The following is a 26,788-nucleotide window of genomic DNA, read 5'->3' on the forward strand; positions in this document are numbered from 1 at the left end:
CCGCGCGGCGCCCCGCCAGTGCGATCCGACGAGATCCGGCCGCGAGCTCGTACGCACCGACGACTGCGGGCTCAGAGCGCGAGCCACTCCGCCGACGTGGTGACGCTCGCCAGCCGCTCGGGCAGCGGCGCGACGCCGAGGCCCGGCCCGGTCGGGACGGCCAGGTGTCCGTCGTCGAGCACGAACGGCTCGGTGATGTCGTCGGCGTAGTAGCGCCCCGACCCGGACGTGTCGCCGGGCAGCGTGAACCCGGGCAGCGCCGCGAGCGCGACGTTGGCCGCCCGGCCGAGCCCGGTCTCGAGCATCCCGCCGCACCAGACCGGCACCCCCGCCGCCACGCACACGTCGTGGATGCGGCGCGCCTCGAGGTAGCCGCCGACGCGGCCGGGCTTGATGTTGACGACGCTGCACGCGCCGAGGCGGATGGCCGCGGCCGCGTCGCGGGCCGAGGTGATCGACTCGTCCAGGCACACCGGTGTGCGGATCTTCCGGGCGAGGTCGGCGTGGCCCAGCACGTCCTCCTCCTCCAGCGGCTGCTCGATGAGCACGAGGTCGAAGGCGTCGAGCCGGGCCAGGTGGGGGGCGTCGGCGAGCGTGTAGGCGGTGTTGGCGTCGACCTGCAGCAGCACCTCGTCGCCGAAGCGCTCGCGCACCGCGCGGACCGGCTCGACGTCCCAGCCGGGCTCGATCTTGAGCTTGATCCGGACGTAGCCCTCGTCGAGGTAGCCGTCGACGGCGTCGAGCAGCGCCGGCACCGAGTCCATGATGCCGACCGAGACCCCGCACGGCACCCGCTCGTGCACCGCCCCGAGCTCGCGGCCGAACGAGCGTCCCTCGGCCCGCAGCTCGGCGTCGAGCACCGCCGTCTCGAGGGCCGCCTTGGCCATCCGGTGGCTCTTGACCGGCGCGAGCCGCTGGGCGACCTCGGGCGCCGTGCACGGCCCGTCGGCGACCAGCCGCGGGACGAGGTAGCGCCGCAGCACGTCGGCGGCCGCGTCGACGTACTCCGAGGAGTAGAGCGGGGCCGACATCGCCACGCACTCGCCCCAGCCCTCCGCGTCCTCGGTGACCACGCGCACCAGCAGCACGTCGCGGGCGGTCTCGGTGCCGAACGACGTCCGGAACGGTGCCACGAGGGGCATGGCGATGCGCCGCAGCTCGACGCCGGTGATCTTCACTGCTCTCTCCTCACGACGTACCAGCCGGTCCGGTCGAAGCCCTCGACGTGCCCGGCGCCGTCGCCGAGCAGGGTGGTCAGTGCATCGCGCACGGCGAGCCGCCACTGCCGGGCGCCCTCGGGGTCGCCCGCGCGCAGGGCCGCGACGTCGGGCGGGACGGCGACGAGCCACACGCCCGCTCCCGGTCCCGGGGGACGCCCGCTCGGCCGTGGCCTGCCGTTGCCGTCGATGTCGAGCGCCACGACCGCACCCCCGGCGTGGAGGTCGTCCACGCGGGCGCCGACGCCGCCGCCGGCACACGCGAGGGCCACGCCGGGGTCGGCGAGGTCCCATCGCACGAGCAGGCGGTCGGAGTCGTCACGGCCGTTGATGCCGTCGTCCATCGGGCCGTAGAAGTTGGTGAGGTACTCCGTCGGGCGGGCGCCGAGCTTGGTCAGATTGAACCACGCGTTGCGCGCGACCAGCGGGTCGAAGGTCCAGGCGACCTCGCCGACGCCGCGCGCCACCGCCCACGCCCGCTGGTGCAGCTTGAGGGCGAAGCCGATGCTGCGACCGGTGGCCGTGGGGGCGACGCCGGCGATGTGGCTGTGCAGGCTGTCCTCGGCCGGCGCGTGGAAGAAGCCCACGCACGCACCCACGAGGCGGCCGCCGGCGAAGGCGCCGCCGACGTAGTTGCCCGCCTTGGCCAGCGCGCGCAGCAGCTCGAGGGTCAGCGGCGGGCTGCCCGTCCTCGTCCAGATCGTGGCGAAGAGCGCGACCACCTGCTCCAGGTCGGCCAGGTCGTCGAGGGAGCGCACGGAGACCCCCGCCGACCGCGCGGCCGCGTCGGCGACCTGCACGGCCTGGTCCAGGTCGCCGCGTCCGACGGGCCTGCGCCCGGCCGTCGTCAGGCCCGGGGTGGTCACGACGTCGATGCTCGCCGGCTCGCGCGACGCGGTCATCGTCGCTCCTCACGACGCGGTGCGCGCGGGTCCGTCGGGTCGGCCGGCCGCCCGCCCGCGCCCGCAAGGAGCGGGTCGGTGAGCGGGTCGGCGAGGAGGTCCGCGACCAGTCCGGCCAGCAGCGCGGTGCGGGCCGGGAGCCCGGAGACGAGCACGTGCTCGTCCTCGGCGTGCGCGCCGCCGCCGACCGCCCCGAGGCCGTCGAGGGTCGGGGTGCCCACGCCGGCGGTGAGGTTGCCGTCGGACGCCCCGCCCACGGACGCCTGCCGCGGGGCCGGCAGCCCCAGCCGCGCGGCCACGCGCTCGGCCCGGGCGTACAGCACGGCCGAGGCCGACGCCTCCAGGGGCGGCCGGTTGGGTCCGCCGCGCACGTCGAGGGCCGCCCCGGGCAGCACGGGGCGCAGCGCGCGCAGGGCGTCGTCGACCCGCTGCTGCTCGGTGGCGGCCCGGGCGCGTACGTCGACCGCGACCGTCGCGGCGGCGGGCACGGTGTTGGTGGTGGTGCCGGCCCGGGCGCGCGTCGGGGTGACCGTGGTGCCCGCGCCGGGGTCGGCGAGGCCGGTCAGGGCGAGCACGACGTGCGCCAGCTCGACGGCGGCGTTGGTGCCGCGCTCGGGCTCGAGCCCCGCGTGCGCGGCCCGCCCGGTGATGCCCAGCTCGTAGAGCGAGACCCCGGCCCGCTCGGTCTTCAGCGCGCCGCCCTCGGCGGAGGCCTCCAGCACGAGGACCGCCTCGGCCGCCAGGCCCTCGGCCTCGACGAGGGCGCGTGAGGTCGGCGAGCCGAGCTCCTCGTCCCCCGTCAGCAGCACGGTGACGCCGTCGGCTCCGCCCGCGGCGTGGAAGGCCATCGCGACGCCCGCGAGCATGTCGAAGCAGCCGGGGCCGCGCAGCACGTCACCCTCGACGGCGAAGGGCCGCCGGGCGAGGGTGCCGACCGGCCAGACGGTGTCGTGGTGGCCGAGCAGCAGCACCCGCGACGGGGAGCTGCCCAGGCGCCAGCGCAGGTGCGTGCACCCGTCGACGACGACGCGCTCGGGCGCGACGCCGAGGCGACGGGTGCCCACCTCGGCGACGACCTCGGCCGAGCGGGCGACGGCGGCGAGGTCGGCGGACGGCGACTCGCACTCCACCATCGCCCGCACGTCGGCGAGCAGCGCGTCGAGGTCGACCCGGCCGGGGGCCGCGAGGCTGCTCATGCGTCCACCCGGGGCGTGGCCCGCGCGCCCATGTGGACGTAGGGCTCACCGGTCGGCAGCTCGTAGAAGGTCACCGGGATCCAGGTCTCGGTGCCCTCGGGCCGGACGGCGAACAGGCCGGGCCCCACGGGCACGAGGGGGTGCTCCTCGACCGGCTCGGGCTCGAGCTCGGCCAGCGGCCCGACGAGGGTCGTGCGCAGCAGCGGGCCGTCGTCTCCCTGCTCCACCTCCATCTGCACCGAGGCGCGCTCGTAGCGGCCGACGTAGGGCGTGACGTCGACGTCGACGGGCTCCGCGGGCGGACCGAAGGGCTCGGGCATCGTGACGCCGGCGAGCTCGGCGAACACCTCGCGGTAGAGGTCCTCGTAGAGGTCGCGGGTGTGGCCGCCGTTGGTCAGCAGCACCACCGCCAGGCCACCCTCGCCGTCTCCCGACCCCGGGAGCATCCGCAGGAACGCGGCCTGCCCGAACGTGTTGCCGTCGTGGCCGACGAGGCGGCGCCCGTCCCAGCCGAAGCGGATCCAGCCCAGGCCCCACGAGTCGCCGAGCACGTAGGGGTCGGGCAGGTCGGCCTCGTGCGCGGCCATCGCGGCGACGGCCTGCTCGCTGAGCACCCGGGTGCCGTCGGCGGCGACGCCGCCGGCCAGGTGCATGCGGGCGAAGGCGAGCACGTCGGCGGCGGAGCAGGTGACCAGGCCGGCGGGTCCGACCGAGCGGGGCAGCTGCCACGCCGCGGCCGGCACCGTCGCGCCGTCGCGCTCGTCGTGGCCGACCGCGGCGGCCAGCAGCAGCGCCTCCTCCGGCAGGGTCACCGCACGCTCGAGGCCCAGCGGCGCCGACAGCCGCTCGCGCACCGCGGCGTCCCAGGTCAGGCCGGTGAGCCGCTCCACGACCCGCCCCAGCAGCGAGAAGCCGGAGTTGCAGTAGGACCAGGTGACCCCGAGCGGGTGGTTCTGGCCGGCGTCGCCGAGCAGGTCGACGTACTTCTCCAGGCAGTCGTCGCCCCGGCCGGTGTCGGTGAAGACGTCGCCGTCGATGCCGCTGGTGTGGGTGAGCAGGTGGCGGACCGTGACGCCCTTGGTGACGTCGGGGTCGGCGAGCCGCAGCTCGGGCAGCACCTCCGCGACCGGGGTGTCGAGCGCCAGCAGTCCCTCGTCGACGAGCGACATCACGACCGAGGTGGTCCACACCTTGGTGATCGACCCGATCTGGAACACCGACTCCGGGGTCACCGGCGCACCCGTGCGCACGTTGAGCACGCCGTGGGTCGCCACGACCAGGTCGTCGTCGGCATCGTCGGCGCCCATGCGCAGGATGCCGAGCTGGGCGCCGGGCACGCCGTGCCGCTCGGCGAGCGCGGCGAGGCGCCGCTGCCAGTGCTCGCGGTCGGGCCGCGGGCGGCCGCGGCCGGTCGTGTGGGTCGCCAGCCAGTCGAGGGTGCGCCGGTTGACGTCGAGGCGGTGCGAGGGCCGGCCGAGCAGGACGAAGGCGTGCGAGGCGCCGGGGTAGGCAACCAGGCGGGTCGGCACGCCCAGCTCGCAGAGGGCGGTGTGCCACTGCTGGGCCTGGCCGAACGGGCAGGTGCGGTCCTCGATGCCGTGGTGGACGAGCGTGGGCGTACGCACGTCGCGCACGCGGGTGATCGGCGACATCGCGGCGTAGCGCTCGGGGTCCTCCCACGGCGTCCCGCCGAGCTCGTGGGCGCTCAGGCACAGGTCGTCGCTGGTGCCGTACATGCTGGCGAGGTCGCTGACGGTGCCGCCGGCGACGGCGGCGGCGAAGCGGTCGTCATGGCTGGTGAGCCAGCACGCCATGAACCCGCCGTAGCTGTAGCCGGCCACGGCCAGGCGGTCGGGATCGGCGAGGCCCTCGGCGACGAGGGTGTCGAGCGGCTCGAGGAAGTCGGCGGCGTCGGCCACGCCCCACGCCCCGCGCACGCCGTCGTAGAACCGCTCGCCGTAGCCGTCGCTGCCGCGGGGGTTGACCAGCAGCACCGCCCAGCCCCGCTCCACGAGCTCCTGGTGGTAGAGGTGGACCTCGTCGGCGGCGGCGTTCCAGGCGTTGTGCGGGCCGCCGTGCACGTCGAGCAGCAGCGGCTTGGGGCCCGGCCGACGCTCGTCGTGCACCAGCCACGCCTCGACCTCGGTGCCGTCGGAGACGGTGAAGGTGCGCGGGCGGCGCGGGTGGTGGACCACGTCGGCCAGCGGCGCGCCGTGGTCGCTCAGCACCCGGGTGCTGCCGTCGGCGAGGTCGACGAGCACCACCTCGCCGTACGACGTGGGCGTGGCGAGCACGACCACCGCGCGGCCCGCGGCCACCGACAGGCCCGACATGACCCGCCCCTCGCCGGCGAGCAGCGGGCGGTGGTCGGTGCCGTCCGGGGCCGCGGACCACAGGTGGGTGCAGCCGCGCTCGCGCAGGCAGAACCACACCCGGCCGTCGTGCTCCACCGGCAGCCCGCCGGGGTAGGCCGGCGCTCCGGGCATGACGTTGCGGTCGAGCGTCCCGGCAAGGTCGGCGACGCCCGCGCCGTCGAGGGGCACCCGCAGGAGCCGGGCGTGGCCGACCGGGTCGCCGGGGTGGGCGACGGCGAGCAGCGACTCGCCGTCGGCGGACCAGACGACCGCCAGGGCGACGCCGTCGGAGAGCCCGACGGCGCGCACGTCCGCGTCCGTGCCGTCGGCGGGGACGACGTGCACGGGCACGCGGAAGCGCTCGCCCGATCCCCGGGTGAACGCCAGCGCGCTCCCGTCGGGGGACCAGGCGGGTGCGCCGACGTCCTCAGTGCCGTCGGTGAGCCGGCGCGGGCCGGTGCCGTCGGCGGCGACGACGAGGAGCTGGCGGCGGACCCGCCCGTGCAGGCCGGTGCCGTCGGACTGGTAGCCGGTGCCGTCGGAGACCATCGGGGCCGCGTCGCGCGCGGGAGCGCCGGGGTCGACCGGCACGGTGAGGGCGAGGCGGCGGCCGTCGGGGCTCCACGTCGGTGACGCCACCCCGTCGGTCACCTGGTCGAGCACCTCCACCTCGCCGCCGTCGGTGGCGAGCACCGCGAGCCGGCCGTCGCGGACGAACGCGAGCCGGCTGCCGTCGGGCGACCACGCCGGGGCGGAGTCGGCCGGCCCGCGGGTCAGCCGGCGCGGTGTGCCGCCGTCGGTCTCGACCCACCACAGCTCGTCGACGTTGCGGTCACCCTCGACGTCGACGCTCCGCACGACGTAGGCGACCCGCGACCCGTCGGGCGACAGCACGGCCTGCGACGGCACCACCAGGTCGCCCAGGTCGTCGATGCGCAGCCGGCGCACCGACCCGTCCGCACTCGCTCCGTCGGGGGGCGTGGCGCGGTCGGGGGGGTCGGGCAGGTCGTCGTGGGCGTGGCTCATGTGGGCTTCCTTCCGGGGGCGGCCGCGAGCAGCTCGCGCGTGTAGTCGTGCTCGGGGTCGCCGAGCACCTGGGCGGTCGGGCCCTCCTCGACGATCCGCCCGCCCTGCATCACGGCTACCCGCGACGCGACGTAGCGGACCACCGCGAGGTTGTGGGAGATGAACAGCATCGAGAGGCCGAGCTCGGCCTGGAGCTCGCGCACCAGGTTGAGCACGGCGCCCTGGATCGAGACGTCGAGCGCCGAGGTGATCTCGTCGGCGATGACCACCTCGGGGCGCCCGGCGAGCGCCCGGGCGAGCGCGACCCGCTGCCGCTGCCCACCGGAGAGCCGGGCGGGGAGGTCGCCGGCGCGGTGCGGGTCGAGGTGCACGAGCTCCAGCAGCCGGGCGACCTCCTCGCGGCGGCCGCGGCGCCCGCGCACGCCCTCGAGGTCGCGCGGCATCGCCTCGGCGACGCTGTCGCCGATCGTCATCCGCGGGTCGAGGGAGGAGTAGGGGTCCTGGAAGACCATCTGCAGCGGGCGCCGGGCGCCGCGGTGGGGCACCGGCCGGCCGCCGAGGGTGATGGCGCCCGACGTCGGCTCGGTGAGCCCGACCGCCGCGCGGGCGAGGGTCGACTTGCCCGACCCCGACTCGCCGACCAGCCCGACCACCGTGCCGTCCGGCACGGTGAGGCTCACCCGGTCGACGGCCGTGGTGCGGCCGAAGCGGACGGTGACGTCGTCGAAGCGCAGCTCGCTCACGGCGCCTCCACCAGCTCGTCGGCGCCGGAGCGCTGGCCGGCGGCGGGGAAGACCGGGTCGGGGAGCGGTTCCCCGGCGTGCCAGCAGGCCACGCGGGTGCCGTCGGCGGCGCGCACCAACGGCGGGTCCTCGGCCCGGCAACGGGCCTCGGCCAGCGGGCAGCGGGCGGCGTACGCACAGCCGGGTGGCACCTCGGCGGGGTCGACCGGGCGGCCGGGGATGGTGACCAGCGGCCGGTCGAGGTCGGTGTCCATGTCGGGAACGGCGGCCACCAGCGCGCGGGTGTAGGGGTGGAGCGCCCGGGTGCCGAGGCCGTCCGCGGGTAGGTCCTCCACGATGCGCCCGGCGTACATCACCAGCACCCGGTCGCAGACCTCGGCGACGACGGTGACGTCGTGGCTGATCAGCACCAGGGCGACGTCGTCGGCGGCGCGGATGTCGGCGAGCAGGTCGAGCACCTGCTGCTGCACCGTCACGTCGAGGGCGGTGGTCGGCTCGTCGGCGACGACGAGGGACGGCGCGCCCATCAGTCCCATGCCGATCATCGCGCGCTGGCGCATGCCGCCGGAGAACTCGTGGGGGTACTGCCGGGCGCGTCGCCCGGCGTCGGGGATGCGCACGGAGGCGAGGCGGTCGACGGCGCGCTCGAGGGCCTGGGCGCGCCCGAGCCGCTGGTGCTCGGTCGCGACCTCCGCGAGCTGGCGGCCGATGCGGCGGGTGGGGTTGAACGACGTCATCGGGTCCTGGAACACCATGGCGAGGCGGGTGCCGAGCAGGCGCCGCAGGCCGGTCGAGTCCGGGCCGGTGAGGTCCTCGCCCAGGAGCCGGAGCCGGTCGGCGCGCACGGCGCCGTCCTCGCCCACCAGCCGCGAGACGGCGAGCGCGGTGAGCGACTTGCCCGACCCGGACTCCCCCACCACGCCGACGGCCTCGCCGCGGCGCACGTCGAAGCTGACGCCGCGCACCGGGCGCACCAGGCCGCCCGCGGTCGCAAAGACCACCTCGAGGTCGCGCACCTCGAGGACCAGGTCGTCGTCGGGCTCCGTGCCAGGCGCGGTGGTGGTGGGCTCCGCCTCGGCGGTGGCCGCGACCGCGGCAGCCGACCGGGGTCCGCGGGGGTCGGGCAGGCCGGTGAAGACCGGCACCCCGAAGCCCTTGGCGACCGACTCGCCGAAGAGGTTGAACGCCAGCCCGGCCAGCAGGACCGCCGCGCCGGGGGCGAGGGCGGCGGCCGGGTTGACGTAGATCGCGCCGATGCCGTCGTACAGCAGCCGGCCCCAGTCGTACGCCGGCGACTGCACGCCGAGGCCGAGGAACGACAGCCCCGCGAAGGCGAGCAGCGCGGTGCCCGCGCCGATCGTGGCGTTGACGACCAGCGGCTCGGCGATGTTGGGGAGCACGTGGCGCACCAGGATCCGCAGCCGTCCGACGCCGGCGACGCGGGCGGCCGACACGTAGTCGCGGCCGGCGACCTGGGCGACGAGGGTCTGGGTGAGGCGGGCGAAGACCGGCGCGCCGGCCAGGCCGATCGCCATCACCGCACCGGTCGCGCCGACGCCGAAGACGACGGCGAAGAACAGCGCGAGGAGCAGGCCCGGGAAGGCGACGGCGATGTTGACGCCCGCCGCGACCAGCCGGCCGGCGCGGCCGCCGAGCAGGTACGGCGCGGCGCCGAGCACCAGCCCGATCGACACCGCCACCGCGATGGCGCACACCGCGAGCACCATGGAGAGCCGGGTCGCGACCAGCACGCGGGCGAGGATGTCGCGCCCGAGGTTGTCGGTGCCGGCCCAGTGCTCGGGCGACGGCGCGGCCAGCACGTCGCGGGTGTCGACCGCGTCGGCGCTCGTGCCCCACAGCACCGGCCCGACGACGGCGAGGACGGCGACCGCGACCAGCAGCACCGCGGCGGTGAGCCCGACCGGCGTCCCGAGGACGGCACGCCAGCGGCGGGCCCGCCCCTCCCGCGCCACGCCTCAGCCCTCCCGGATCATCGAGCGCGGGTCGAGCAGGGCGAGGGCGACGTCGACACCGGTGTTGACCAGCAGCACGCCGAGCCCGTAGACGAGGACGATCGCCTGCACGACCGGGTAGTCCTTGGTGAGGATCGAGCCGGTGATCGTGCTGCCCAGCCCCGGCCAGGCGAAGACGTTCTCCACCAGCACGGTGCCGGCGACCATCGACCCGAGCAGCAGGCCCCCGACGGTGAGCGCGGCGGTGAGCGCGTTGGGCAGGGCGTGGCCGAGGTGGATGCGCCGCGGCCGCAGCCGCTTGGCGCGGGCCGTGCGGATGTAGTCGGCCTCCAGCACGTTGACCATCTCGACGCGCACGATCCGGGCGAGCATCGCCGCCGGTCCGATGCTGAGCGCGAGCACGGGCAGGACGTACGCGTCCGGGGTGGCGTTGCCGGCGACCGGCAGCCAGCCCAGCTCCACGCCGAAGACGTAGACGAGCGCGACGCCGATGAGGAAGTCGGGCACGGTGGCGACGACGATGCTGGTGGTCGTGAAGGCGAGCTCGGTGCGCCGGCCGTGGCCGCGCCGGGTGAGCACGCCGAGCAGCGTGCCCAGCGGCACCGCGACGGCGACGGCCGCGGCGAACGCCAGCACCGCGAGCCACAGGGTCGCGGGCAGGCGCTGCCCGACCACGTCGGCCACCGGGAGCTGGGAGACCAACGACGTGCCGAGGTCGCCGGTGGCGAGGCCCTGCAGGTAGTGGGCGTACTGCACGAGCAGCGGGTCGTCGAGACCGAGCGCCGCGCGCCTGGCCTCGACCAGCGCGGTGGGCGCCGTGGGCCCGAGGGCGCCGCGCACCGGGTCGCCGGGGATGAGGTGGATCATCGCGAACGACGCCGTGACCAGCACCCACACCGACACCACGAGGCGGAGGGCGCGGCGCGCGGCGAAGCGCACCCACGGCTGCTCCCACCACCGGGGCCCGGCCGTGGCGCCGAGCGTCACGTCGGCGGGGAGCGGGGTCGACGTCGTCGCCACGGCTCTACCGGGCCAGCATCCGGATCGAGAGCGGCTGCAGCTGGCCCGGCACCTCGAACTCCGCGCCCGCCCCGAAGGTCCTGGCGTCGGTGAGGGCGAAGGGCACGATGTCGGCCGCGGCGATGAGCGCCGACTCGGCTCCCAGCCAGGCGTCGCAGCCCTCGGTGCCGGTCAGCCCGGAGGCGTCGGCGACGGCGTCCTCGTACTCGGGGTTGGCGATGGCCGCGAAGTTGGTGCCGTCGGGTGCCGCCGGGCCGGACAGGAAGGGCACCAGCTGGTCGGGGCTGCTCACGTTGAGCGAGACCCACGCCACGTCCCAGTCGCCCGCGCCGAAGATGGTGCCGGTGAGCGTCGTCTCGTTCTGCGCCTGCGCGGTGGCGTCGACGCCGATGTCCTTCCACTGCTGCACGGCCAGCTCGGCGGCGGCGTCGCCGCTGCTGCCGAGGTTGTTCTGGTAGAGGAAGGTGACCTCGAGCGGCTCGCCGTCCTTGGCGCGTACGCCGTCGCCGGCCGCGGTCCAGCCGGCCTCGTCGAGCAGCGTCGCCGCGGCCTCGGGGTCGTGCTCGGGCAGCGATCCGGAGACGGAGTCGCCGGGGCAGGCGACCGGCTCGTTGGCGGCGAGCACCGTCGGCATCCGGCCGTCGCCGGAGGTCAGCACGCCCTGCAGCTCCTCGAGGTCGAGGGCCTGGGTGAGGGCCATCCGCACGTCGGGGTCGGCGGTCGCGCGACCCTCGGCGTGGTTGTACCACTGCTCGCCGGCGATGGCAGGCGAGGCGGCGCTGAACATCCCGGAGCCGTCGAGGCGCTGGGCGTCGGGGCCGGTGACGGTGGCGGCGTTGAGGCCGTTGGACAGCAGCAGGTTGGCGGCGGTCGACTCGTTCTCCACGACCTGCACCACGACGGTGGCCGGCAGGCCCTCCTCATCGGTGCTCGCGCCGTCCGGGCCCCACGTGTAGTCCTCGCGCAGCGTGTAGGTGTAGTGGTCGCCGGGCGCCGCCTCGGTGAGCTCGTAGGGGCCGGTGCCGGCCGTCGCCTGGCGCAGCGAGGAGCGGTCGGCGTTGCCCGACGGGCACACGATCGGCAGGTTGCCGAGCCCGTTGAGCACGAACGGCGCGGGCGACTCGAGCTCGAGGGTGACCGTGCGGGTCGCGTCGTCACCCTTCGCCTTCGCCCCCACCGGCACGAAGGTGCCGAGGAACGGGCTCTGGTTGGCCGGGTCGGTGACGTAGTCGAGGCTCTCGGCCACGTCGCTCGCGGTCAGCTCGGTGCCGTCGGCGCAGGTGATCCCCTCGCCCAGCGTGAGCGAGACCGTGGTGCCCTCGACGCTCCAGTCGGTGGCGAGCTGGGAACGGATCTCGCCGGTCTCCCCGTCGACGCTGACCAGCGGGTCGTAGGCGAACTGGGTGACGGTGAACAGCGAGGTGCCCGCCCCCATGACCGGGTCGAGGTTGCCCGGGTCGGACGACAGGCCGAGGGTGAACGTGGCGCCGTCGACGTACGACGCCGCCTCGCCCTCCCCGGTGCCGCCACCGCCACCGCCGCCCCCGCCGCCACCGCAGGCGGCGAGGACGAGGGCGAGCGGCAGCGCGAGCGAGGGGACGAGGACGCGGGTGCGGGGGTGGTGGCTCATGGACGACTCATGACCTCTCGTGCGGGCGGGCGGGGGCTCGGTGCGGCTCAGGCGCCGGCGCGGCGGACCGCGCGGCCGAGGTGGAGGTAGAGGGCACGGCCCTCGCCGTCGTCGCCGACGAAGGCGTGGGGCATGAACATGCCGCGGTCGGGCTCGATCGGGATGAGCATGTCGTCGCGGTAGGCGACGAGCTCGGTGCGCTCGACCTGCCCGCCCATCTCGACGAAGACCCCCTTGGGGACCTGGTCGACCCAGATGCGGCCGTCGTCGTCCTGGCTGACGGTGAGGTCGTAGAGGTCGGTGGAGTAGGTGCCCGCGAAGCGCGAGGCGTCGATGCGCTGGGGTTCGGCCGGCGGCTGCGGCAGTGCGGGCAGCTCGGTGCCGGCCAGCGCGTGCAGCACGTGGCCGACCACGTCGTGGTAGAGCGAGAACACGTCGCCGCCGTTGGTCAGGAGCGCGACGGCGGTGCCGGTCGCGGGCACCATCCGCAGGAAGGCGCCCTGCCCGACGGTGTTGCCGTCGTGGCCGACGATCTCCCCGGCGTCGAGGTCGAAGCGCTCGAAGCCGAGCCCCCACGAGGAGCCCATCAGGCCGAGCTCGGGCAGGCGCACCTCGCGGGCCTGCATCCGCGCGGAGGTGCCGGGGGCCAGCACCTGCTCGCCGTCGGCGTTGCGCCCGTCGGAGAGGTGCATCCGGGCGAACTCCACGAGGTCGCGTGCCCGCATCGAGAGCAGCGTGCCGGCGGGGGTGTTCGATCGGGCCATCGACCAGAACGGCGCCGGCTGCAGGCCCTCCCCCGGACCGGCCTCGACGTGGCCCATCGCGACGCGGTGCATGATCGCCTCGTGGACGCTGACCGCGGTGTGGGTCAGCCCGAGCGGCTGCACGAGGTGCTCGCGCAGCGCCTGGTCGTACGTCGTGCCACGCACCACCTCGACGAGGCGCCCGAGCAGGCAGTAGCCGGCGTTGTTGTAGGAGAACTGCTCCCCCGGGGGGAACAGCTGCGGCACGTCGGCCAGCGTGGCGACGTACTTCTCGATGCAGTCGTCCCCCACGCCGGTGTCGGTGAAGATGTCGCCCTCGAAGCCGGCCGTGTGGCTGAGCAGGTGGCGCACCGTGATCCGCGCGGCGGCGTCCTCGTCGGCGATGACGAAGTCGGCGACGTAGGTGCGCACCGGCGCCTCGAGGTCGACCAGTCCCTCGTCGACGAGCTGCATGACGAGGCTGCTCGTCCAGAGCTTGGTGATCGACCCGATCTGGTAGATCGCGTCGGTGGTCGACTCGACACCGGTGCCGAGGTGGAGGATCCCGCTCGCGCCGTCGACGACCTCGCCGTCGTGCAGGACCGCCCAGGACGCCGAGGGGACGCCGTACTTCTCCAGCAGCTGCGGCACGTGGAGCTCGAGCCACTCGCCGACGTGTTCCAGATCACTCATGGGCCCACGCTAGGAACGGCGGCCGCCCACCGGTTGGTGGATCAGGACAAGACCGACGCCTCGACTTGGTCCGCGCCGACGAGAGCGGGGTCGCTCCCTAGCGGTGCAGCCACCAGCTCATCCGCCGCGTCATCCACGGCAGGAACACGTAGGTCATCAGCGGGGTCATCACCGTCGTCACGAGCACCACGCGCGGCACCAGCGGCCAGCCGGGGATCGTGCGCGAGGCGAGGAAGTTCGCGGTCAGGCTGAGCGGGAGGAACACCATGAAGATCACCACCATCTGCTTCCAGCGCGGCGGCGGCACGGGAGCGGCACTCAGCGCCTCGACCGTCGCCGGCTCGTCGAACCAGCCCTCGATGCCCGTACGCCGCTCGCGCCGCTTCTCCTCCACGGTCCCGTGCGCCGCCTCGAGCCACCAGGCCCGCTGCGGTGATGCCTCCCACGCGGCGAGGGACTCGCTGTCGGCGAAGCGGTAGAGCATGTGCCAGTCGGTCGAGTCCACGCTCGGTCGCACCCAGCCCGAGCCGAGGAACCCGTCGAAGCGCTCCGCGAGGGTGGTGCCGGCCTGCACCCACGCCAGCATCTCCGTCGTGCGCGAGGGGTCGACGTGGCGCGTCACCGACACGGTGACGGGAGCGGTCATGCGCGGTCCCCGTGCCGTCGTACGGAGGAGCGTCCGGACAAGCTCAGCGGAGGGGCGGAACGCCGTGGGGTGCTCATGGGCCCAGTCTCGGGCGGGCGCGGCCACCGCGAGAAGACGGCGGCGACGAGATCCCGGCCACGCTGGCGTGCGTCAGCCCGTCACCTCGAACGTCGCCGCTCCGCTCACCGACGCCTCCCGGGTCGCGACGTCGCGCACCCGCGCCGACGGCGGCCCCTGCTGGCACCACCTCACGAGCGCGTCGACGGCGGCGTCCTCGCCCTCGGCGTGCACCAGCACGGTCCCGTCGACCTCGTTGCGCACCCAGCCGGAGACACCGAGCTGCCGCGCGCGCTCCTGGGTGTGCCACCGGAACGCGACGCCCTGCACCGTGCCGCTGACCCGCGCCTGGACCGCCTTCATGCCTCCATCCTGCACGCATCCGGCACGCATCCGGCACGCATCCTGCCCCGGCCATCCCGCCCGGGCGCCCCGCCCCGTCGGGCGACGCCGAGGGCTGGGAGCGGGTGAGAGGCTGACGCGGATGACCCAGGACGAGCAGACCGAGCCGGTCACCGGCGACGCGGAGGCGTACCAGCCCGACCCGCGGCGCTGGCGCGTCCTCGCGGTGTCCCTCGTCGTCGGCTTCATGTCGCTGCTCGACGTCACGATCGTCAACGTCGCGGTGCCGTCGATCAGGTCGGGGCTCGACACCTCGGCCGCCACCATCCAGTGGGTGGTCTCGGGCTACGCGCTGGCCTTCGGCATGACGCTGGTCGCCGGCGGCCGGCTCGGCGACGCCCACGGTCGCCGGCGGATGATGACGATCGGCCTGATCGGCTTCATCGTCTCCAGCGCCGCGGTGGGGCTCGCGCCCAACGCCGCCGCCATCATCGTCGCCCGGCTGGTCCAGGGCGCCAGCGCCGGCCTGCTCACCCCGCAGAACTCCGGGCTGATCCAGCAGCTGTTCCGCGGCGCCGAGCGCGGCCGCGCGTTCGGCATGTTCGGCTTCACCGTCGCGGTGGCCTCGGCGACCGGACCGCTGATCGGCGGCGCGCTGATCGGCCTGCTCGGCGAGGACGAGGGCTGGCGCTCGTTGTTCCTCATCAACGTGCCGATCGGCCTGGTCGCGCTGGTGCTGATCCGCCGCCTGGTGCCCGACAACGACGTCGGCGCCGGCCCGGAGGCCACGCCCAAGGACCCGCGCATCGACGTCGTCGGCGCGACCCTGCTCGGCCTGGCCGTCCTGGCGGTGCTCTACCCGCTGATCAGCCTCGAGGGCGGGGCCGGGCTCGCGCTGCTGGTGCTGCTCGCCTTCCCGCCGCTCGCGTGGGGGTTCGTGCGGTGGGAGGCGCGGACCGTACGCCTCGAGCGCCCGCCGCTGCTCGACGTGTCGCTGCTGCGCGGGCTCCCCGGCTACGCCAACGGCCTGGTGGTCGGCACCCTCTACTTCACCGGCTTCACCGGCATCTTCCTGGTGCTGTCGGTGCACCTGCAGGAGGGCGAGGGGTTCTCCCCGCTGCAGGCCGCCCTGCTGATGACGCCGTTCGCCGCCGGCTCCGCCCTCACCTCCCCGCTCGCGGGCAACCTGGTCGGCCGCCTCGGCCGGCGGGTGACCCTTGTCGCGCTGGGCGTGATGATGACCGGCACCGCGCTGGCGGCGTGGCTGGTGACCTCGCCCAGCGACACGCTGTGGTGGACCCTCGCACCGGCGATGTTCCTCGCCGGCGTCGGAGGCGGCGGGGTCATCTCCCCCAACTTCACCCTGACCCTCGCCGAGGTGCCGCCGCAGATGGGCGGGGCGGCGGGCGGGGCGCTGCAGACCGGCCAGCGGATCGGCTCGGCGCTCGGCGCCGCGCTGCTGATGACGGTCTACCAGGCCGTGGGGACGGTCGCGTCCGCCCCGGTCGCCGCGCGCGCGGCCCTGGTGGCCGCGCTCGTCGTGCTGTCGGCGGCCTTCGCGGCCGCCGTGCTGTCCTGGCGCCGCGGCGACTGAGCACCACCGTGCAGGCAGTTGGAGAGCGCAGCAGCCGCGCCGAGCGTGGCGTGCCGCCCTGGCGGCGCGAACTGCCTGCGTGGTGTCAGAGGATCGCGCCCGGCACGTACGCCGCCGCGTCGGGGTGGGCGGCCGCGAGCGCCTCGATCCGGGCGACGACCGCACGGGTCTGGGCCACGGCGGCGCCGGTGAACTCGATCGGGTCGGCGACCAGCGCGTCGATCTGCTCGCGGGTCAGGCCGAGCCGCTCGTCGGCGGCCAGCTTGGCGAATACATCGTTCTCGGACTGCCCGGCGCGCATCGCGAGCGCGGTGCCGACGGCGGCCTCCTTGATCGCCTCGTGCGCAGCCTCGCGGCCGACGCCGTTGCGCACGGCGGCCATCAGCACCTTGGTCGTGGTGAGGAACGGCAGGTAGCGGTCGAGCTCGCGCTGGATGACCGCCGGGAACGCGCCGAACTCGTCGAGCACGGTGAGGAAGGTCTGGAAGAGGCCGTCGGTGGCGAAGAACGCGTCGGGCAGCGCGACGCGGCGCACGACCGAGCAGGAGACGTCGCCCTCGTTCCACTGGTCGCCGGCGAGCTCGCTGACCATCGACAGGTGCCCTCGGACGATGACGGCGAGGCCGTTGACCCGCTCGCACGAGCGGGTGTTCATCTTGTGCGGCATCGCCGACGAGCCGACCTGGCCCTCCTTGAAGCCCTCGGTGACCAGCTCGTGGCCGGCCATCAGCCGCACGGTGGTGGCGAGGTTGGAGGGCCCGCTGACCAGCTGCACCAGCGCCGAGACGACATCGAAGTCGAGCGAGCGCGGGTAGACCTGGCCGACGCTGGTCAGCACGTGGTCGAAGCCGAGGTGCCCCGCCACCCGCCGCTCGAGCTCGTCGAGCCGGTCGGCGTCGCCGTCGAGGAGGTCGAGCATGTCCTGGGCGGTGCCCATCGGGCCCTTGATGCCGCGCAGCGGGTAGCGGGCGAGGAGCTCCTCGATGCGCTGGACGGCGATCAGCATCTCGTCGGCGACGGTGGCGAAGCGCTTGCCGAGGGTGGTCGCCTGGGCGGCGACGTTGTGCGAGCGGCCGGCCATCACGGTCGTCTCGTGCTCCACGGCGAGCCGGCCCAGGCGCACCAGCGCGGCGACGGCCCGGTCGCGCACCACCTCGAGCGAGCGGCGTACCTGCAGCTGCTCGACGTTCTCGGTCAGGTCGCGCGAGGTCATCCCCTTGTGGATGTGCTCGTGGCCGGCGAGGGCGGAGAACTCCTCGATCCGCGCCTTGACGTCGTGACGGGTGACCCGCTCGCGGGCGGCGATCGAGTCGAGGTCGACGGTGTCGACGACCGCCTCGTAGTCCTCGACGACGCCGTCGGGGACCGCGACGCCGAGGTCGCGCTGGGCCTTGAGCACCGCGACCCACAGCTGCCGCTCGAGGACGATCTTGTGCTCGGGGGACCAGATCTCGGCGAGATCGGCGCCGGCGTAGCGGGTGGCCAGGACGTTGGGGACGCTCACGGGCACCCATCCTCCCATCCGCGGCCCCGGCCGTTCCCCACCGGACCACGCCCCGCGGCGAAGGGCTCAGGCACGGGCGGCAGCGCCCTCGACGACGCCGAGCGGCTCGGCGGCGATGTCGCGTCGCCACTGCGCGCCCGGGAAGCTGATCGACGCGATGCCCTCGTACGCCTTCGCGCGGGCGTCGGCGACGTCGGAGCCGGTCGCCCGGACGGCGAGCACCCGACCGCCGGCGGTCACCAGGCCCGCGTCGGTGCGGGCGGTGCCGGCGTGGATGACGTCGACGTCGTCCTCGACCGCCAGCGTCTCCGTGCCGACGATGACGTCGCCCGCGCTGGACCCCTCGGGGTAGCCGGCGCTCGCCATCACCACCGAGACGCAGGCGCCGTCAGCGAAGGTCGGGGCCGGCACCGACGCGAGGTCGCCGACGGCAGCGGCGCGCAGCAGACTGCCGAGCGGGGAGGTCAGCAGGGCAAGCACCGGCTGCACGTCGGGGTCGCCGAAGCGGCAGTTGAACTCGATGACCCGGGGGCCGGTGGCGGTCAGCGCGAGCCCGACGTAGAGGCACCCCACGAACGGCGCGCCGCGACGCTGCATCTCCGCCAGCGTGGGCGCGACGACGTCGGCCATCACCGAGTCGACGACGCCGTCGGGCAACCACGTCAGCGGTGCGTACGAGCCCATGCCGCCGGTGTTGGGGCCGCGCCCTCCGTCGAAGATGCGCTTGAAGTCCTGGGCCGGCAGCAGCGGGCGGCCGACGCTGCCGTCGCAGACCACGAACACCGAGAACTCCGGGCCGTCGAGGAACTCCTCGACGACCACGCGCTCGCACTCAGCCGCGTGCGCGAGCGCCTCGTCGCGGTCGAGGGTGACGACCACCCCCTTGCCCGCGGCCAGCGCGTCGTCCTTGACGACGTGGGGCGCCCCGAACGCGTCGAGCGCCGCGGCGACCTCCTCGGGCGTCGTGCAGGTGCGCGAGCCTGCGGTCGGCACGCCCGCGGCGGCCATGACCTCCTTGGAGAAGGCCTTCGACCCCTCGAGCAGGGCGGCCGCGCGGGAGGGCCCGAAGACCGCGATCCCCGCCTCGCGCACGGCGTCGGCGACCCCGGCGACGAGCGGCGCCTCGGGGCCCACGACGACGAGGTCGGCGCCGACGGAGACGGCGAGCCCGGCGACGGCGGGGCCGTCCATCGGGTCGACGGGGTGCAGGGTGGCGACCTCGCCGATGCCGGGGTTGCCGGGCGCGGCGTGCACCTCGGTCACGGCCGGGTCGGCGGCGAGGGAGAGCGCGAGGGCGTGCTCGCGCCCGCCGGTCCCGATGACGAGGGTCTTCACGGACGCCGACCCTAGCGAGGTTTGGAGTCGGCCCCACCGGGCAGGCACGGTGGGTCAGCAGACGAGACAGACGAGACAGAGGAGTCGGGTGCGCGTGCGTCCTGGGGACAGGTTCGGCCGGTACGAGATCGAGCGGAAGATCGGCGCGGGCGGGATGGGGGTGGTGCACCTGGCCCTCGACACCCAGCTCCAGCGGCGAGTGGCGCTCAAGGTGATGTCGCCGCACCTCACCGGCGACGAGGAGTTCCTCGCCCGGTTCGACCGCGAGGCCGAGACCCTGGCCCGCCTCGACTCCCCCCACATCACCACGATCTTCGACCACGGCGTCGTCGACGGCACGCCCTTCCTCGCGATGCAGTACGTCGCCGGCGGCGACCTCGGCACCCAGCTCAAGCGGCGCGGTCCGGTGCCCGTCCAGCTCGCCGCGATGATCTGCGCCCAGGTCGCCGAGGCCCTGCACGACGCCCACGCGGCCGGCATCGTCCACCGCGACGTCAAGCCCGCCAACGTGCTCGTCCGCGACCCCGACGCCACCGAGCCGTTCGTCTACCTCGGCGACTTCGGCATCGCCCAGGCCGCCACGGGCGGGGACGGACTCACCCGCGCCGGCGGCGTGGCCGGAAGCTGGGCCTACCTCGCCCCCGAGCGCGCGCACGGCGCCCCGGCCACCCCCGCCAGCGACGTCTACGCGCTCGGGTGCCTGCTCCACGCGTGCGTCACGGGCCGCGCCCCCTACGTCGGCTCCGACGTGGAGATGGCGGTCGCCCACGTCAACGAGCCGGTGCCGCAGCTGCCGGGCACCGACGCGGCGACGGTCGAGCTCAACCGCGTGCTCGCGCGCGCCATGGCCAAGGACCCGGCCGAGCGCCACGCCTCCGCCGGCGAGCTGCGCAGCGACCTGGTCGCACTGTCCCGGCTGCCGCAGGCCGCGCTCTCCCCCGGCGGCGCGACCCCCGAGCCGGGCCCCGCTCCGCTCGAGGAGGCGCGCGACACCGCACCGCCCGCCCGCGGACGCCGTACGACCGCCGTGGTCGCGGCCGCGGCACTGGCCCTGGTCGCGGTGGTCGGCGGCACCCTCGCCGTGCGGGCGCTCGACGACGACGCCGACGCGGACGCCTCGTCCGACGCCGCTGCCGACGGCCCCGGCGCCATCGCCGACCCGGTCGCCGGCGACTGGGACGCCGACGGGCTGGGGGACGTGCGGGTCGCCCGCTCCGTGTGGCGCGACGGCCTCGAGCCGCTGCCGGCCGTGCTGCTCGCCTCCAACGGCACCGCACTGGGCGAGGCGGTCGAGGACGCCGGGACGCTCGAGCGGCCGAAGATCGGCGACGTCGACGGCGACGGGCGTCCCGACCTGGTGCAGGTCGTCGAGAGCGACGACGACACGGAGGTCACGGCCACGGTCTGGCGGGGCACCGGCGACGGTGTCGAGGAGCTGTCGCAGCAGACGTTCCGGTGGCGCACCGACTACGGCTTCTACGGCGTCGGCGACTTCGACGGCGACGGCCGCGACGACCTGCTGCTCACCCGCAACCGCGGCGAGAAGCTCATGGTGGTCTCGGTCGCCCGCTCCACCGGCGAGGGCTTCGACGAGCCCGTGGAGTACGCCTCCCGCGGGGGCCGCGCCAACGAGGACGACCTGTTCGCGATCGGCGACTTCGACGGCGACGGCCGCGACGACCTCGCCGCCCGGGTGGTCAACGGCGGCGGTGCGGTCGGCGTCCGGTTCCGGGTGCTGCTCAGCACCGGCGAGCGGTTCCGCAAGTCACCGACCACCCGCATCGAGGACGGCCGCTACGGCGTGGCCGACTACACCGCGGCGGACATCGACGGTGACGGCGCCGACGAGCTGGTGCACCTGATCACCGACCGGTGGGGCGAGGACGAGTACGGCGCGACGGTCGCGGTCCAGCGCTTCGTCAACGGCAGCTTCGGCACGCCGCAGGAGCTGGTCGCGCCGACGAGCGGCGGCCCCGACTTCCCCTACCTCGACGTGGCCGGCTCCGACGTCGACGGGGACGGCGACGAGGACGTCGTCCGCCTCCACACCTACGACGACGACGCCGGGACCGCCCGGGTCGAGGTCTACCTCTCCGACGGCGACTCCCTGCAGGAGCCGGTCGCCTGGGGCGAGGTGCCCTGCACCACCGACGGCTGCGAGGGGGAGGGCGCGAGCCTCGTCGCCCGCGAGTGACCCGCCCCGCTGGGCGTCGGGTCAGCCGTGCACGACGAGGGTCTGCTCGCGACCGGGGCCCACCCCGACGCCCCAGATCGGCGCGCCCGAGATCTCCTCGAGCGCCTGGACGTAGCGCTGGGCGTTGGTGGGCAGCTCGTCGAAGGAGCGGCAGCCGGAGATGTCGCTGTTCCAGCCGTCGAAGAACTCGTAGACCGGCTTCGCGTGGTGGAACTCGGTCTGCGTCATCGGCATCTCCTCCACGCGCTCGCCGTCGACCTCGTAGGCCACGCAGACCGGGATCCGGTCCCACGACCCGAGGATGTCGAGCTTGGTGAGGAAGAACTCGGTGAGGCCGTTGACCCGGCTGGCGTAGCGCGCCACGACGGCGTCGTACCAGCCGCAGCGGCGGGTGCGGCCGGTGGAGACGCCGATCTCGCCGCCGAGGGTCTGGAGCTGGATGCCGTCGTCGTCGAAGAGCTCGGTCGGGAACGGGCCGGAGCCGACGCGGGTGGTGTAGGCCTTGATCACGCCGATCACCCGGTCGATGCGGGTGGGGCCGATGCCGGCACCGACGCACACGCCGCCGGCGACCGGGTTGGACGAGGTGACGAACGGGTAGGTGCCGTGGTCGACGTCGAGCATCGTGGCCTGGGCGCCCTCGAAGAGCACCGTCTGGCCGGCGTCGAGCGCCTGGTTGAGCAGCAGCGAGGTGTCGCACACCATCGGCCGGAGCCGGTCGGCGTAGGAGAGCAGCTCCTCGACGACCACGTCGACCTCGATCGCGCGGCGGTTGTAGACCTTGGTGAGGAGGTGGTTGCGCACGTCGAGCGCGGCCTCGATCTTCTCCCGCAGGATCTTCTCGTCGAAGAGGTCGGCGACGCGGATCCCGACGCGGGTGATCTTGTCGGCGTAGGCGGGCCCGATGCCGCGCCCGGTGGTGCCGATCTGGTTCTTGCCGAGGAACCGCTCGGTCACCTTGTCGATGGTGGCGTGATAGCTCGCGATCACGTGGGCGTTGGCGCTGACCTTGAGGTCGGCGACCTCGACCCCGCGCTCGAGCAGGCCGTCGAGCTCGCGGAAGAGCGCCTCCGGCGAGACCACGACGCCGTTGGCGATGACGGAGGTGGCCCCGGGCGTGAGGATGCCGCTGGGCAGCAGGTGGGTGGCGTACTTCTCTCCGTCGATCACGATGGTGTGACCGGCGTTGTGGCCGCCGCTGGTGCGGACCACGAAGTCGATCGGGTCCGTGGTGGCCAGCAGGTCCGTGGCCTTCCCCTTGCCCTCGTCGCCCCACTGGGCGCCGAGCACGACGATCGCGGGCATCTCAGCCCTCCTCTGTCTTCGGCATCACTGGAAATGCACCGAGCCCCGGCACAAGGCACCGGGGCTCTTGCGACGCCACGCTACCGCACGGGCGTCGGCTAGGGTCCGGTCGTGCGCTCCCTCCTCGTCATCACCAACGCCGAGGCCGGCACCTCGGACGAGGCGCGGTTGGCCCAGGCCCTCGACGTCCTGCGGGACAAGGCGTCGGTCGAGGTCGCCAAGACCTCCAACCCCGGCGAGCTCGACGGCGTGCTCCACCGTGCGGGCGGACGTACGGTCGTGGTGGCCGGCGGCGACGGCAGCCTCCACGCGGTCGTGACCGCGCTCCACAAGCGCCGCGAGCTCGAGCAGGCGACCCTCGCCCTGCTGCCGATGGGCACCGGCAACGACTTCGCCCGCGGCAACGACATCCCGCTCGACATCGAGGACGCGGCGCGCCTGGTGCTCTCCGGCGAGCCCCGCCCGGTCGACCTCATCGTCGACGAGACCGGCAACGTCGTGGTCAACAACGTGCACGTCGGCGTCGGCGCGCAGGCCAGCCGCAAGGGCCACAAGTGGAAGTCGCGGCTGGGCGCCGTCGGGGTGGGCAAGGCCAACCTGGGCAAGCTCGGCTACCCCCTCGGGGCGCTGCTCTCGGCGTTCCACCCGCCCGCCTGGCGCCTGCACGTCGAGGTCGACGGAGAGGTCGTCAACGACGTCGACCGGCCCGTGCTGATGGTCGCCATCGGCAACGGCGCCAAGGTCGGCGGCGGCACCGACGTCAACCCCGACGCCGACACCGAGGACGGCCTCCTCGACGTGATGGTCAGCCGCGCGGTCGGACCGAGCGCCAAGCTTGGCTACGTCCTGCGACTGCGCAAGGGCGAGCACGACGAGCGCGACGACGTGCTCACCCTGCGGGGCAAGTCGGTCAAGGTCAGCGGCGACGAGTTCTGGCTCTCGGCCGACGGAGAGATCTCCGGCCCGGAGCGCACCCGCAGCTGGCGCCTCGAGCGTGGCGCCTACACGATGATCCTGCCCCGCTGACGCCGGCGACTCAGAGCCAGCCCCGCCGCACCGCCTCGACGCCGGCCTGGAAGCGCGTGTCCACCCCGAGCTCGGTCATCAGGGCGGCGACCCGACGGCGGACGGTGCGCAGGCCGATGCCGAGCTTGCGGGCGATCACCTCGTCGGTCGAGCCCGCCATCAGCTGCTCCAGCAGGAACTGCCGCCCGTCCGGGCTCACCTTGCCCGTCTCGAGCTCACGCATCGGGGCGGCGCGGGCCCACAGCGACTCGAACCACATCGTCAGCGCGCCGACGATCGAGCGCTGGCGGACGTGCACCCGCGGGTCGTCGGTGAAGCCGATCGGCTCGGGCAGCACCGCGTGGGTGTCACCGAAGATGAACATCCGGGTGGGCACCTCCGACAGGATCCGCACCTGCTCGCCCAGGGACGCGCGCACCCGGAGGGCGTCGGGGGCCTCGGTCAGCGCGCGCGCCGGGTAGATCGCGCGGGAGCGCCGCCCCGTGGACATCGCCTCGCCGAGGATCTCGCTCACCTTCGACTCGCGCGGCATCGCCCAGGCGTCGGGACGCAGCCACAGCATGTCGCCGCGGCTGGTGCGCATCATGACCTCCAGCAGCTCGAGCGGGTCGCCGCCCGAGCTGAGCTCGCCGTCGAGGGGCTGGACGTCCGAGACGTGGTGCCGCTCGGGGCGGGCGGCGGCGGCGACCAGGTGGGGCACCGCGAGGGAGAGCTCGGCCAGCTTGCCGGCCGACGACGCGGCCGTACGCGCCTCGCGCAGCACCAGCTCGGAGACCGCCTCCGCGAGCGACGGCACCACGACGCGGCCGTCGGCCACCACCACGAGCCCGCGCTCGATGAGCGGGGCGAGGTCGCGCAGCAGCTGGTCGGGTCGTGCCTGCACCACCTGGGCCACACGGTCCACCGTGTGGCCGGAGACCGGCGCCACCCGGAAGTAGAGCTGCTCGGCGCGACGCTCGAGACCGAGCGCCACGAGGACGGAGGACGGGTCACCGGGCATGGTGGCAGTTTAGTGCCATCGGCACTCCGGAGCCGTGTGGCACGGACCGGCCAACACATACTTGACACGCTGGCCGCCGCGGGGGTGTGCGGCCGCACGGCTCCTCGGAGCAAGGCGTCGGAGCCGCCACGGGGGACGGCTCCGGCGCCGACCGATGCGCCGTCGACCCGTGCGTTGTGGCCGATCCGTGGACGTCGCGTCGATGAGTTGTGGCGCTCCCGTTGGCCGATGGTGGAGACGGGGCGAGGACGGATCCGCAGGCGCCGACCCGTCGACGGAGCCCTCGGAGGGCCACGTCGGGCTCGCGCGCCGGCCGGCCGGTGGCCGCTCGGTGGCGCCCGTCGGTGGCCCCGCCGGGCCACCGATAGCCTTGCCACATGGCACGAAGTGGACGTCAAGGCGGGGGCGAACCGGTCGACTGGGTGACGCGTGCGGCGGACGACGCCGTACGCCACGCCGGCGAGGGCAACCTGGTGACCGTGGCGTCCGGCGCCTCCCCCAGCGGGCCGATCCACCTGGGCAACCTCCGGGAGTTCATCACCCCGCACTTCGTCGCCGAGGAGCTGCGGCGCCGCGGGGTCCCGGTGCGCCACCTGCACTCCTGGGACGACTTCGACCGGTTCCGCAAGGTGCCGGCCGGCGTGCCGGCCGAGTGGGCCGACCACATCGGGCGCCCGCTGACCGCCGTGCCCGACCCGTGGGAGTGCCACGACAGCTGGGCCGCGCACTTCAAGGCACCGCTCCAGGCGGCGCTGCGCGACCTCGGGGTCGAGATGGAGGAGATCTCCCAGACGCAGATGTACACCTCCGGCGCCTACCGCGAGCAGGTCCTGGAGGCGGTCTCGCGCCGCGACGAGATCGAGGCGGTGCTCGCCCGGCACCGCACCAAGAAGGTCACCGCCGGCGAGGACGCCTCCGCGCAGGAGGCCGCCGACCTCGCCGACTCCGTCGCCAACGAGGACAGCGAGCCGTCCGGCTCCGGCGCTGCGATCGCCCGCTTCCCCTACCGCCCCTACTGCCGCGAGTGCGGTCGCGACACCGTCACCACCACGGCCTACGACGACGCCACCACGACGCTGACCTACACCTGCTCCTCCTGCGGCTTCGAAGGCACGACCGACCTGTCCACCGACACCGACGGCAAGCTCGTGTGGAAGGTCGACTGGCCGATGCGCTGGGCGTTCGAGAAGGTCGACTTCGAGCCCGCCGGCCGCGACCACATGACGCCCGGCTCGTCCTACACCGTCGGCACCGAGATCGTGTCCACGATCTTCGACTGGCGCGCGCCGGCCCGGGTCATCTACGCGTTCGTCGGCTTCGCCGGGGTGCAGAAGATGTCGTCGTCGGCAGGCGGCGTGCCGACGGCGACCGACGCGCTGCGCATCCTGGAGGCCCCGATGCTGCGCTGGCTCTACGTCCGCCGTGCGCCGACGCAGGCCTTCGACATCGACTTCGGCGCGTCCGTCGTGCGGCTCTACGACGAGTGGGACGCCCTGGGCCGCAAGGCCGCCGACCCCGCCAAGGCCGACGTCGCGACGCTGGCCTGGCACCGCGCCTCCGAGACGGCGTCCGCCGGGCGGTTGCCCACCCCCGCCGTGGTGGTCCCCTTCCGCACCCTGTCCTCGGTCGCCGACGTCACCGCCGGGTCGGCCGAGCTCATCTCCCGGATCATCGAGTCCTCGGGCTACCCGCACGAGTCGGTCGCCGACCTCGAGCCCCGGCTGACCAAGGCGATGCAGTGGACGCGCGAGCACGTGCCCGCCGACGAGCGCACCACCGTCCGCGAGTCGCCCGACACCGAGCGCCTGGCCTCGCTGAGCGAGGACGAGCAGCTGTGGCTGCGGATCTTCCTCGACCGGCTGCCCGACGACGGCGACCTCGAGGCGGTCACCTCCGTGGTCTACGGCGTGCCCAAGGTCGCCCGCGGCCTGGGCTTCGCCGACGCCCCCACCGACCAGGTGAAGGCCGACCAGAAGGACTTCTTCCGCCTCCTCTACAACCTCCTCGTCGACGCCGACCGCGGCCCCCGCCTGCCCACCCTGGTGCTCGCCCTCGGCCCGGCCAAGGTGCGGCAGCTGCTCGGCGCCTGACCTCGGGCTCGCGTCCGGGGGCAGCTCAAGCGGTGACGTCCCCGCTCAACCACGCGGATCCGGGTGTCCTGGCGGGGACGGGACGTGCCCAGCGCCACCAGTCCGTACGCCGTCCACAGCTACCACGTCCGGCCGCTCGTCCACAGGCCTGACCGGAGTCGGTGGCGACGGCGGTCGCGTCGGCACATTGTCAGCGTC

At 74.6% G+C, this 26,788-nt stretch carries 19 protein-coding genes; 4 read left to right on the forward strand and 15 right to left on the reverse strand.

Features of this window, described 5'->3' with window-relative positions; genetic code table 11:
* Window positions 1-71: 71 nt before the first annotated feature.
* The 11 genes from menC to AC4H2S_RS01220 all read right to left on the reverse strand — a co-directional run bounded on the left by menC (window position 72) and on the right by AC4H2S_RS01220 (window position 14,563).
* Window positions 72-1,178 (reverse strand): o-succinylbenzoate synthase, encoded by a 1,107-nt coding sequence (gene menC, locus AC4H2S_RS01170; RefSeq protein WP_491495120.1) that lies wholly within the window; start codon window positions 1,176-1,178, stop codon window positions 72-74.
* Window positions 1,175-2,119: a GNAT family N-acetyltransferase gene (locus AC4H2S_RS01175; RefSeq protein WP_491495121.1), complete on the reverse strand. Its 945-nt coding sequence runs from the start codon at window positions 2,117-2,119 to the stop codon at window positions 1,175-1,177. The genes menC and AC4H2S_RS01175 overlap by 4 nt, the downstream gene beginning before the upstream one ends.
* Complete coding sequence (locus tag AC4H2S_RS01180) at window positions 2,116-3,315, reverse strand: M20 family metallopeptidase (RefSeq protein WP_491495122.1); 1,200 nt, start codon at window positions 3,313-3,315, stop codon at window positions 2,116-2,118. The genes AC4H2S_RS01175 and AC4H2S_RS01180 overlap by 4 nt, the downstream gene beginning before the upstream one ends.
* Window positions 3,312-6,695 carry a serine hydrolase gene (locus AC4H2S_RS01185; protein ID WP_491495123.1) on the reverse strand — a complete coding sequence of 1,128 codons (3,384 nt, stop codon included), beginning with the start codon at window positions 6,693-6,695 and terminating at the stop codon, window positions 3,312-3,314. Before AC4H2S_RS01185 ends, AC4H2S_RS01180 begins: the two co-directional genes overlap by 4 nt.
* Complete coding sequence (locus AC4H2S_RS01190; protein ID WP_491495124.1) at window positions 6,692-7,438, reverse strand: ABC transporter ATP-binding protein; 747 nt, start codon at window positions 7,436-7,438, stop codon at window positions 6,692-6,694. Before AC4H2S_RS01190 ends, AC4H2S_RS01185 begins: the two co-directional genes overlap by 4 nt.
* Window positions 7,435-9,411 carry a dipeptide/oligopeptide/nickel ABC transporter permease/ATP-binding protein gene (locus tag AC4H2S_RS01195; protein WP_491495125.1) on the reverse strand — a complete coding sequence of 659 codons (1,977 nt, stop codon included), beginning with the start codon at window positions 9,409-9,411 and terminating at the stop codon, window positions 7,435-7,437. The genes AC4H2S_RS01190 and AC4H2S_RS01195 overlap by 4 nt, the downstream gene beginning before the upstream one ends.
* 3 nt (window positions 9,412-9,414) lie before the next feature.
* Entirely contained in the window at window positions 9,415-10,431 is a 1,017-nt protein-coding gene (locus tag AC4H2S_RS01200) for an ABC transporter permease (protein WP_491495126.1), read from the reverse strand.
* A 4-nt stretch (window positions 10,432-10,435) separates the two neighbouring features.
* Window positions 10,436-12,061, reverse strand: a complete 1,626-nt coding sequence (locus AC4H2S_RS01205; protein ID WP_491495127.1) for an ABC transporter substrate-binding protein — start codon at window positions 12,059-12,061, stop codon at window positions 10,436-10,438.
* A gap of 47 nt (window positions 12,062-12,108) precedes the next feature.
* Entirely contained in the window at window positions 12,109-13,497 is a 1,389-nt protein-coding gene (locus AC4H2S_RS01210; RefSeq protein WP_491495128.1) for a serine hydrolase domain-containing protein, read from the reverse strand.
* 97 nt (window positions 13,498-13,594) lie between these two features.
* On the reverse strand, window positions 13,595-14,143 hold the full coding sequence (locus tag AC4H2S_RS01215) for an antibiotic biosynthesis monooxygenase (protein ID WP_491495129.1): 549 nt from the start codon (window positions 14,141-14,143) through the stop codon (window positions 13,595-13,597).
* Window positions 14,144-14,293: 150 nt separating this feature from the next.
* The gene (locus AC4H2S_RS01220; protein WP_491495130.1) at window positions 14,294-14,563 is read right to left on the reverse strand and encodes an acylphosphatase; all 270 of its coding nucleotides are present in this window, start codon (window positions 14,561-14,563) and stop codon (window positions 14,294-14,296) included.
* A gap of 121 nt (window positions 14,564-14,684) precedes the next feature.
* On the opposite strand from AC4H2S_RS01220, the gene AC4H2S_RS01225 reads away from it, so the two are divergent.
* The gene (locus tag AC4H2S_RS01225; RefSeq protein WP_491495131.1) at window positions 14,685-16,136 is read left to right on the forward strand and encodes an MFS transporter; all 1,452 of its coding nucleotides are present in this window, start codon (window positions 14,685-14,687) and stop codon (window positions 16,134-16,136) included.
* Between the two features lie 85 nt (window positions 16,137-16,221).
* On the opposite strand, the gene purB is transcribed toward AC4H2S_RS01225, so the two are convergent.
* Together purB and purD are read right to left on the reverse strand one after the other, a co-directional pair.
* The gene (gene purB, locus AC4H2S_RS01230; RefSeq protein ID WP_491495132.1) at window positions 16,222-17,640 is read right to left on the reverse strand and encodes an adenylosuccinate lyase; all 1,419 of its coding nucleotides are present in this window, start codon (window positions 17,638-17,640) and stop codon (window positions 16,222-16,224) included.
* 66 nt (window positions 17,641-17,706) lie between these two features.
* Window positions 17,707-18,975 carry a phosphoribosylamine--glycine ligase gene (purD, locus tag AC4H2S_RS01235; RefSeq protein ID WP_491495133.1) on the reverse strand — a complete coding sequence of 423 codons (1,269 nt, stop codon included), beginning with the start codon at window positions 18,973-18,975 and terminating at the stop codon, window positions 17,707-17,709.
* 94 nt (window positions 18,976-19,069) lie between these two features.
* On the opposite strand from purD, the gene AC4H2S_RS01240 reads away from it, so the two are divergent.
* A complete protein-coding gene (locus AC4H2S_RS01240) occupies window positions 19,070-21,169 on the forward strand; it encodes a serine/threonine-protein kinase (protein WP_491495134.1) in 2,100 nt (699 codons plus the stop codon).
* Window positions 21,170-21,190: 21 nt separating this feature from the next.
* Here the strand turns inward: AC4H2S_RS01240 and AC4H2S_RS01245 are convergent, their stop codons facing one another.
* On the reverse strand, window positions 21,191-22,474 hold the full coding sequence (locus AC4H2S_RS01245; RefSeq protein WP_491495135.1) for an adenylosuccinate synthase: 1,284 nt from the start codon (window positions 22,472-22,474) through the stop codon (window positions 21,191-21,193).
* Window positions 22,475-22,585: 111 nt separating this feature from the next.
* Here AC4H2S_RS01245 and AC4H2S_RS01250 point away from each other — a divergent pair, with 111 nt between their 5' ends.
* The gene (locus AC4H2S_RS01250) at window positions 22,586-23,500 is read left to right on the forward strand and encodes a diacylglycerol/lipid kinase family protein (protein ID WP_491495136.1); all 915 of its coding nucleotides are present in this window, start codon (window positions 22,586-22,588) and stop codon (window positions 23,498-23,500) included.
* 10 nt (window positions 23,501-23,510) lie between these two features.
* Here AC4H2S_RS01250 and AC4H2S_RS01255 read toward each other — a convergent pair whose 3' ends face one another.
* On the reverse strand, window positions 23,511-24,500 hold the full coding sequence (locus tag AC4H2S_RS01255) for a helix-turn-helix transcriptional regulator (protein WP_491495137.1): 990 nt from the start codon (window positions 24,498-24,500) through the stop codon (window positions 23,511-23,513).
* Between the two features lie 377 nt (window positions 24,501-24,877).
* On the opposite strand from AC4H2S_RS01255, the gene lysS reads away from it, so the two are divergent.
* Window positions 24,878-26,590 (forward strand): lysine--tRNA ligase, encoded by a 1,713-nt coding sequence (lysS, locus tag AC4H2S_RS01260; RefSeq protein WP_491495138.1) that lies wholly within the window; start codon window positions 24,878-24,880, stop codon window positions 26,588-26,590.
* The last annotated feature ends 198 nt before the right edge of the window (window positions 26,591-26,788 follow it).

Source organism: Nocardioides sp. Z13_37 (assembly GCF_058355585.1).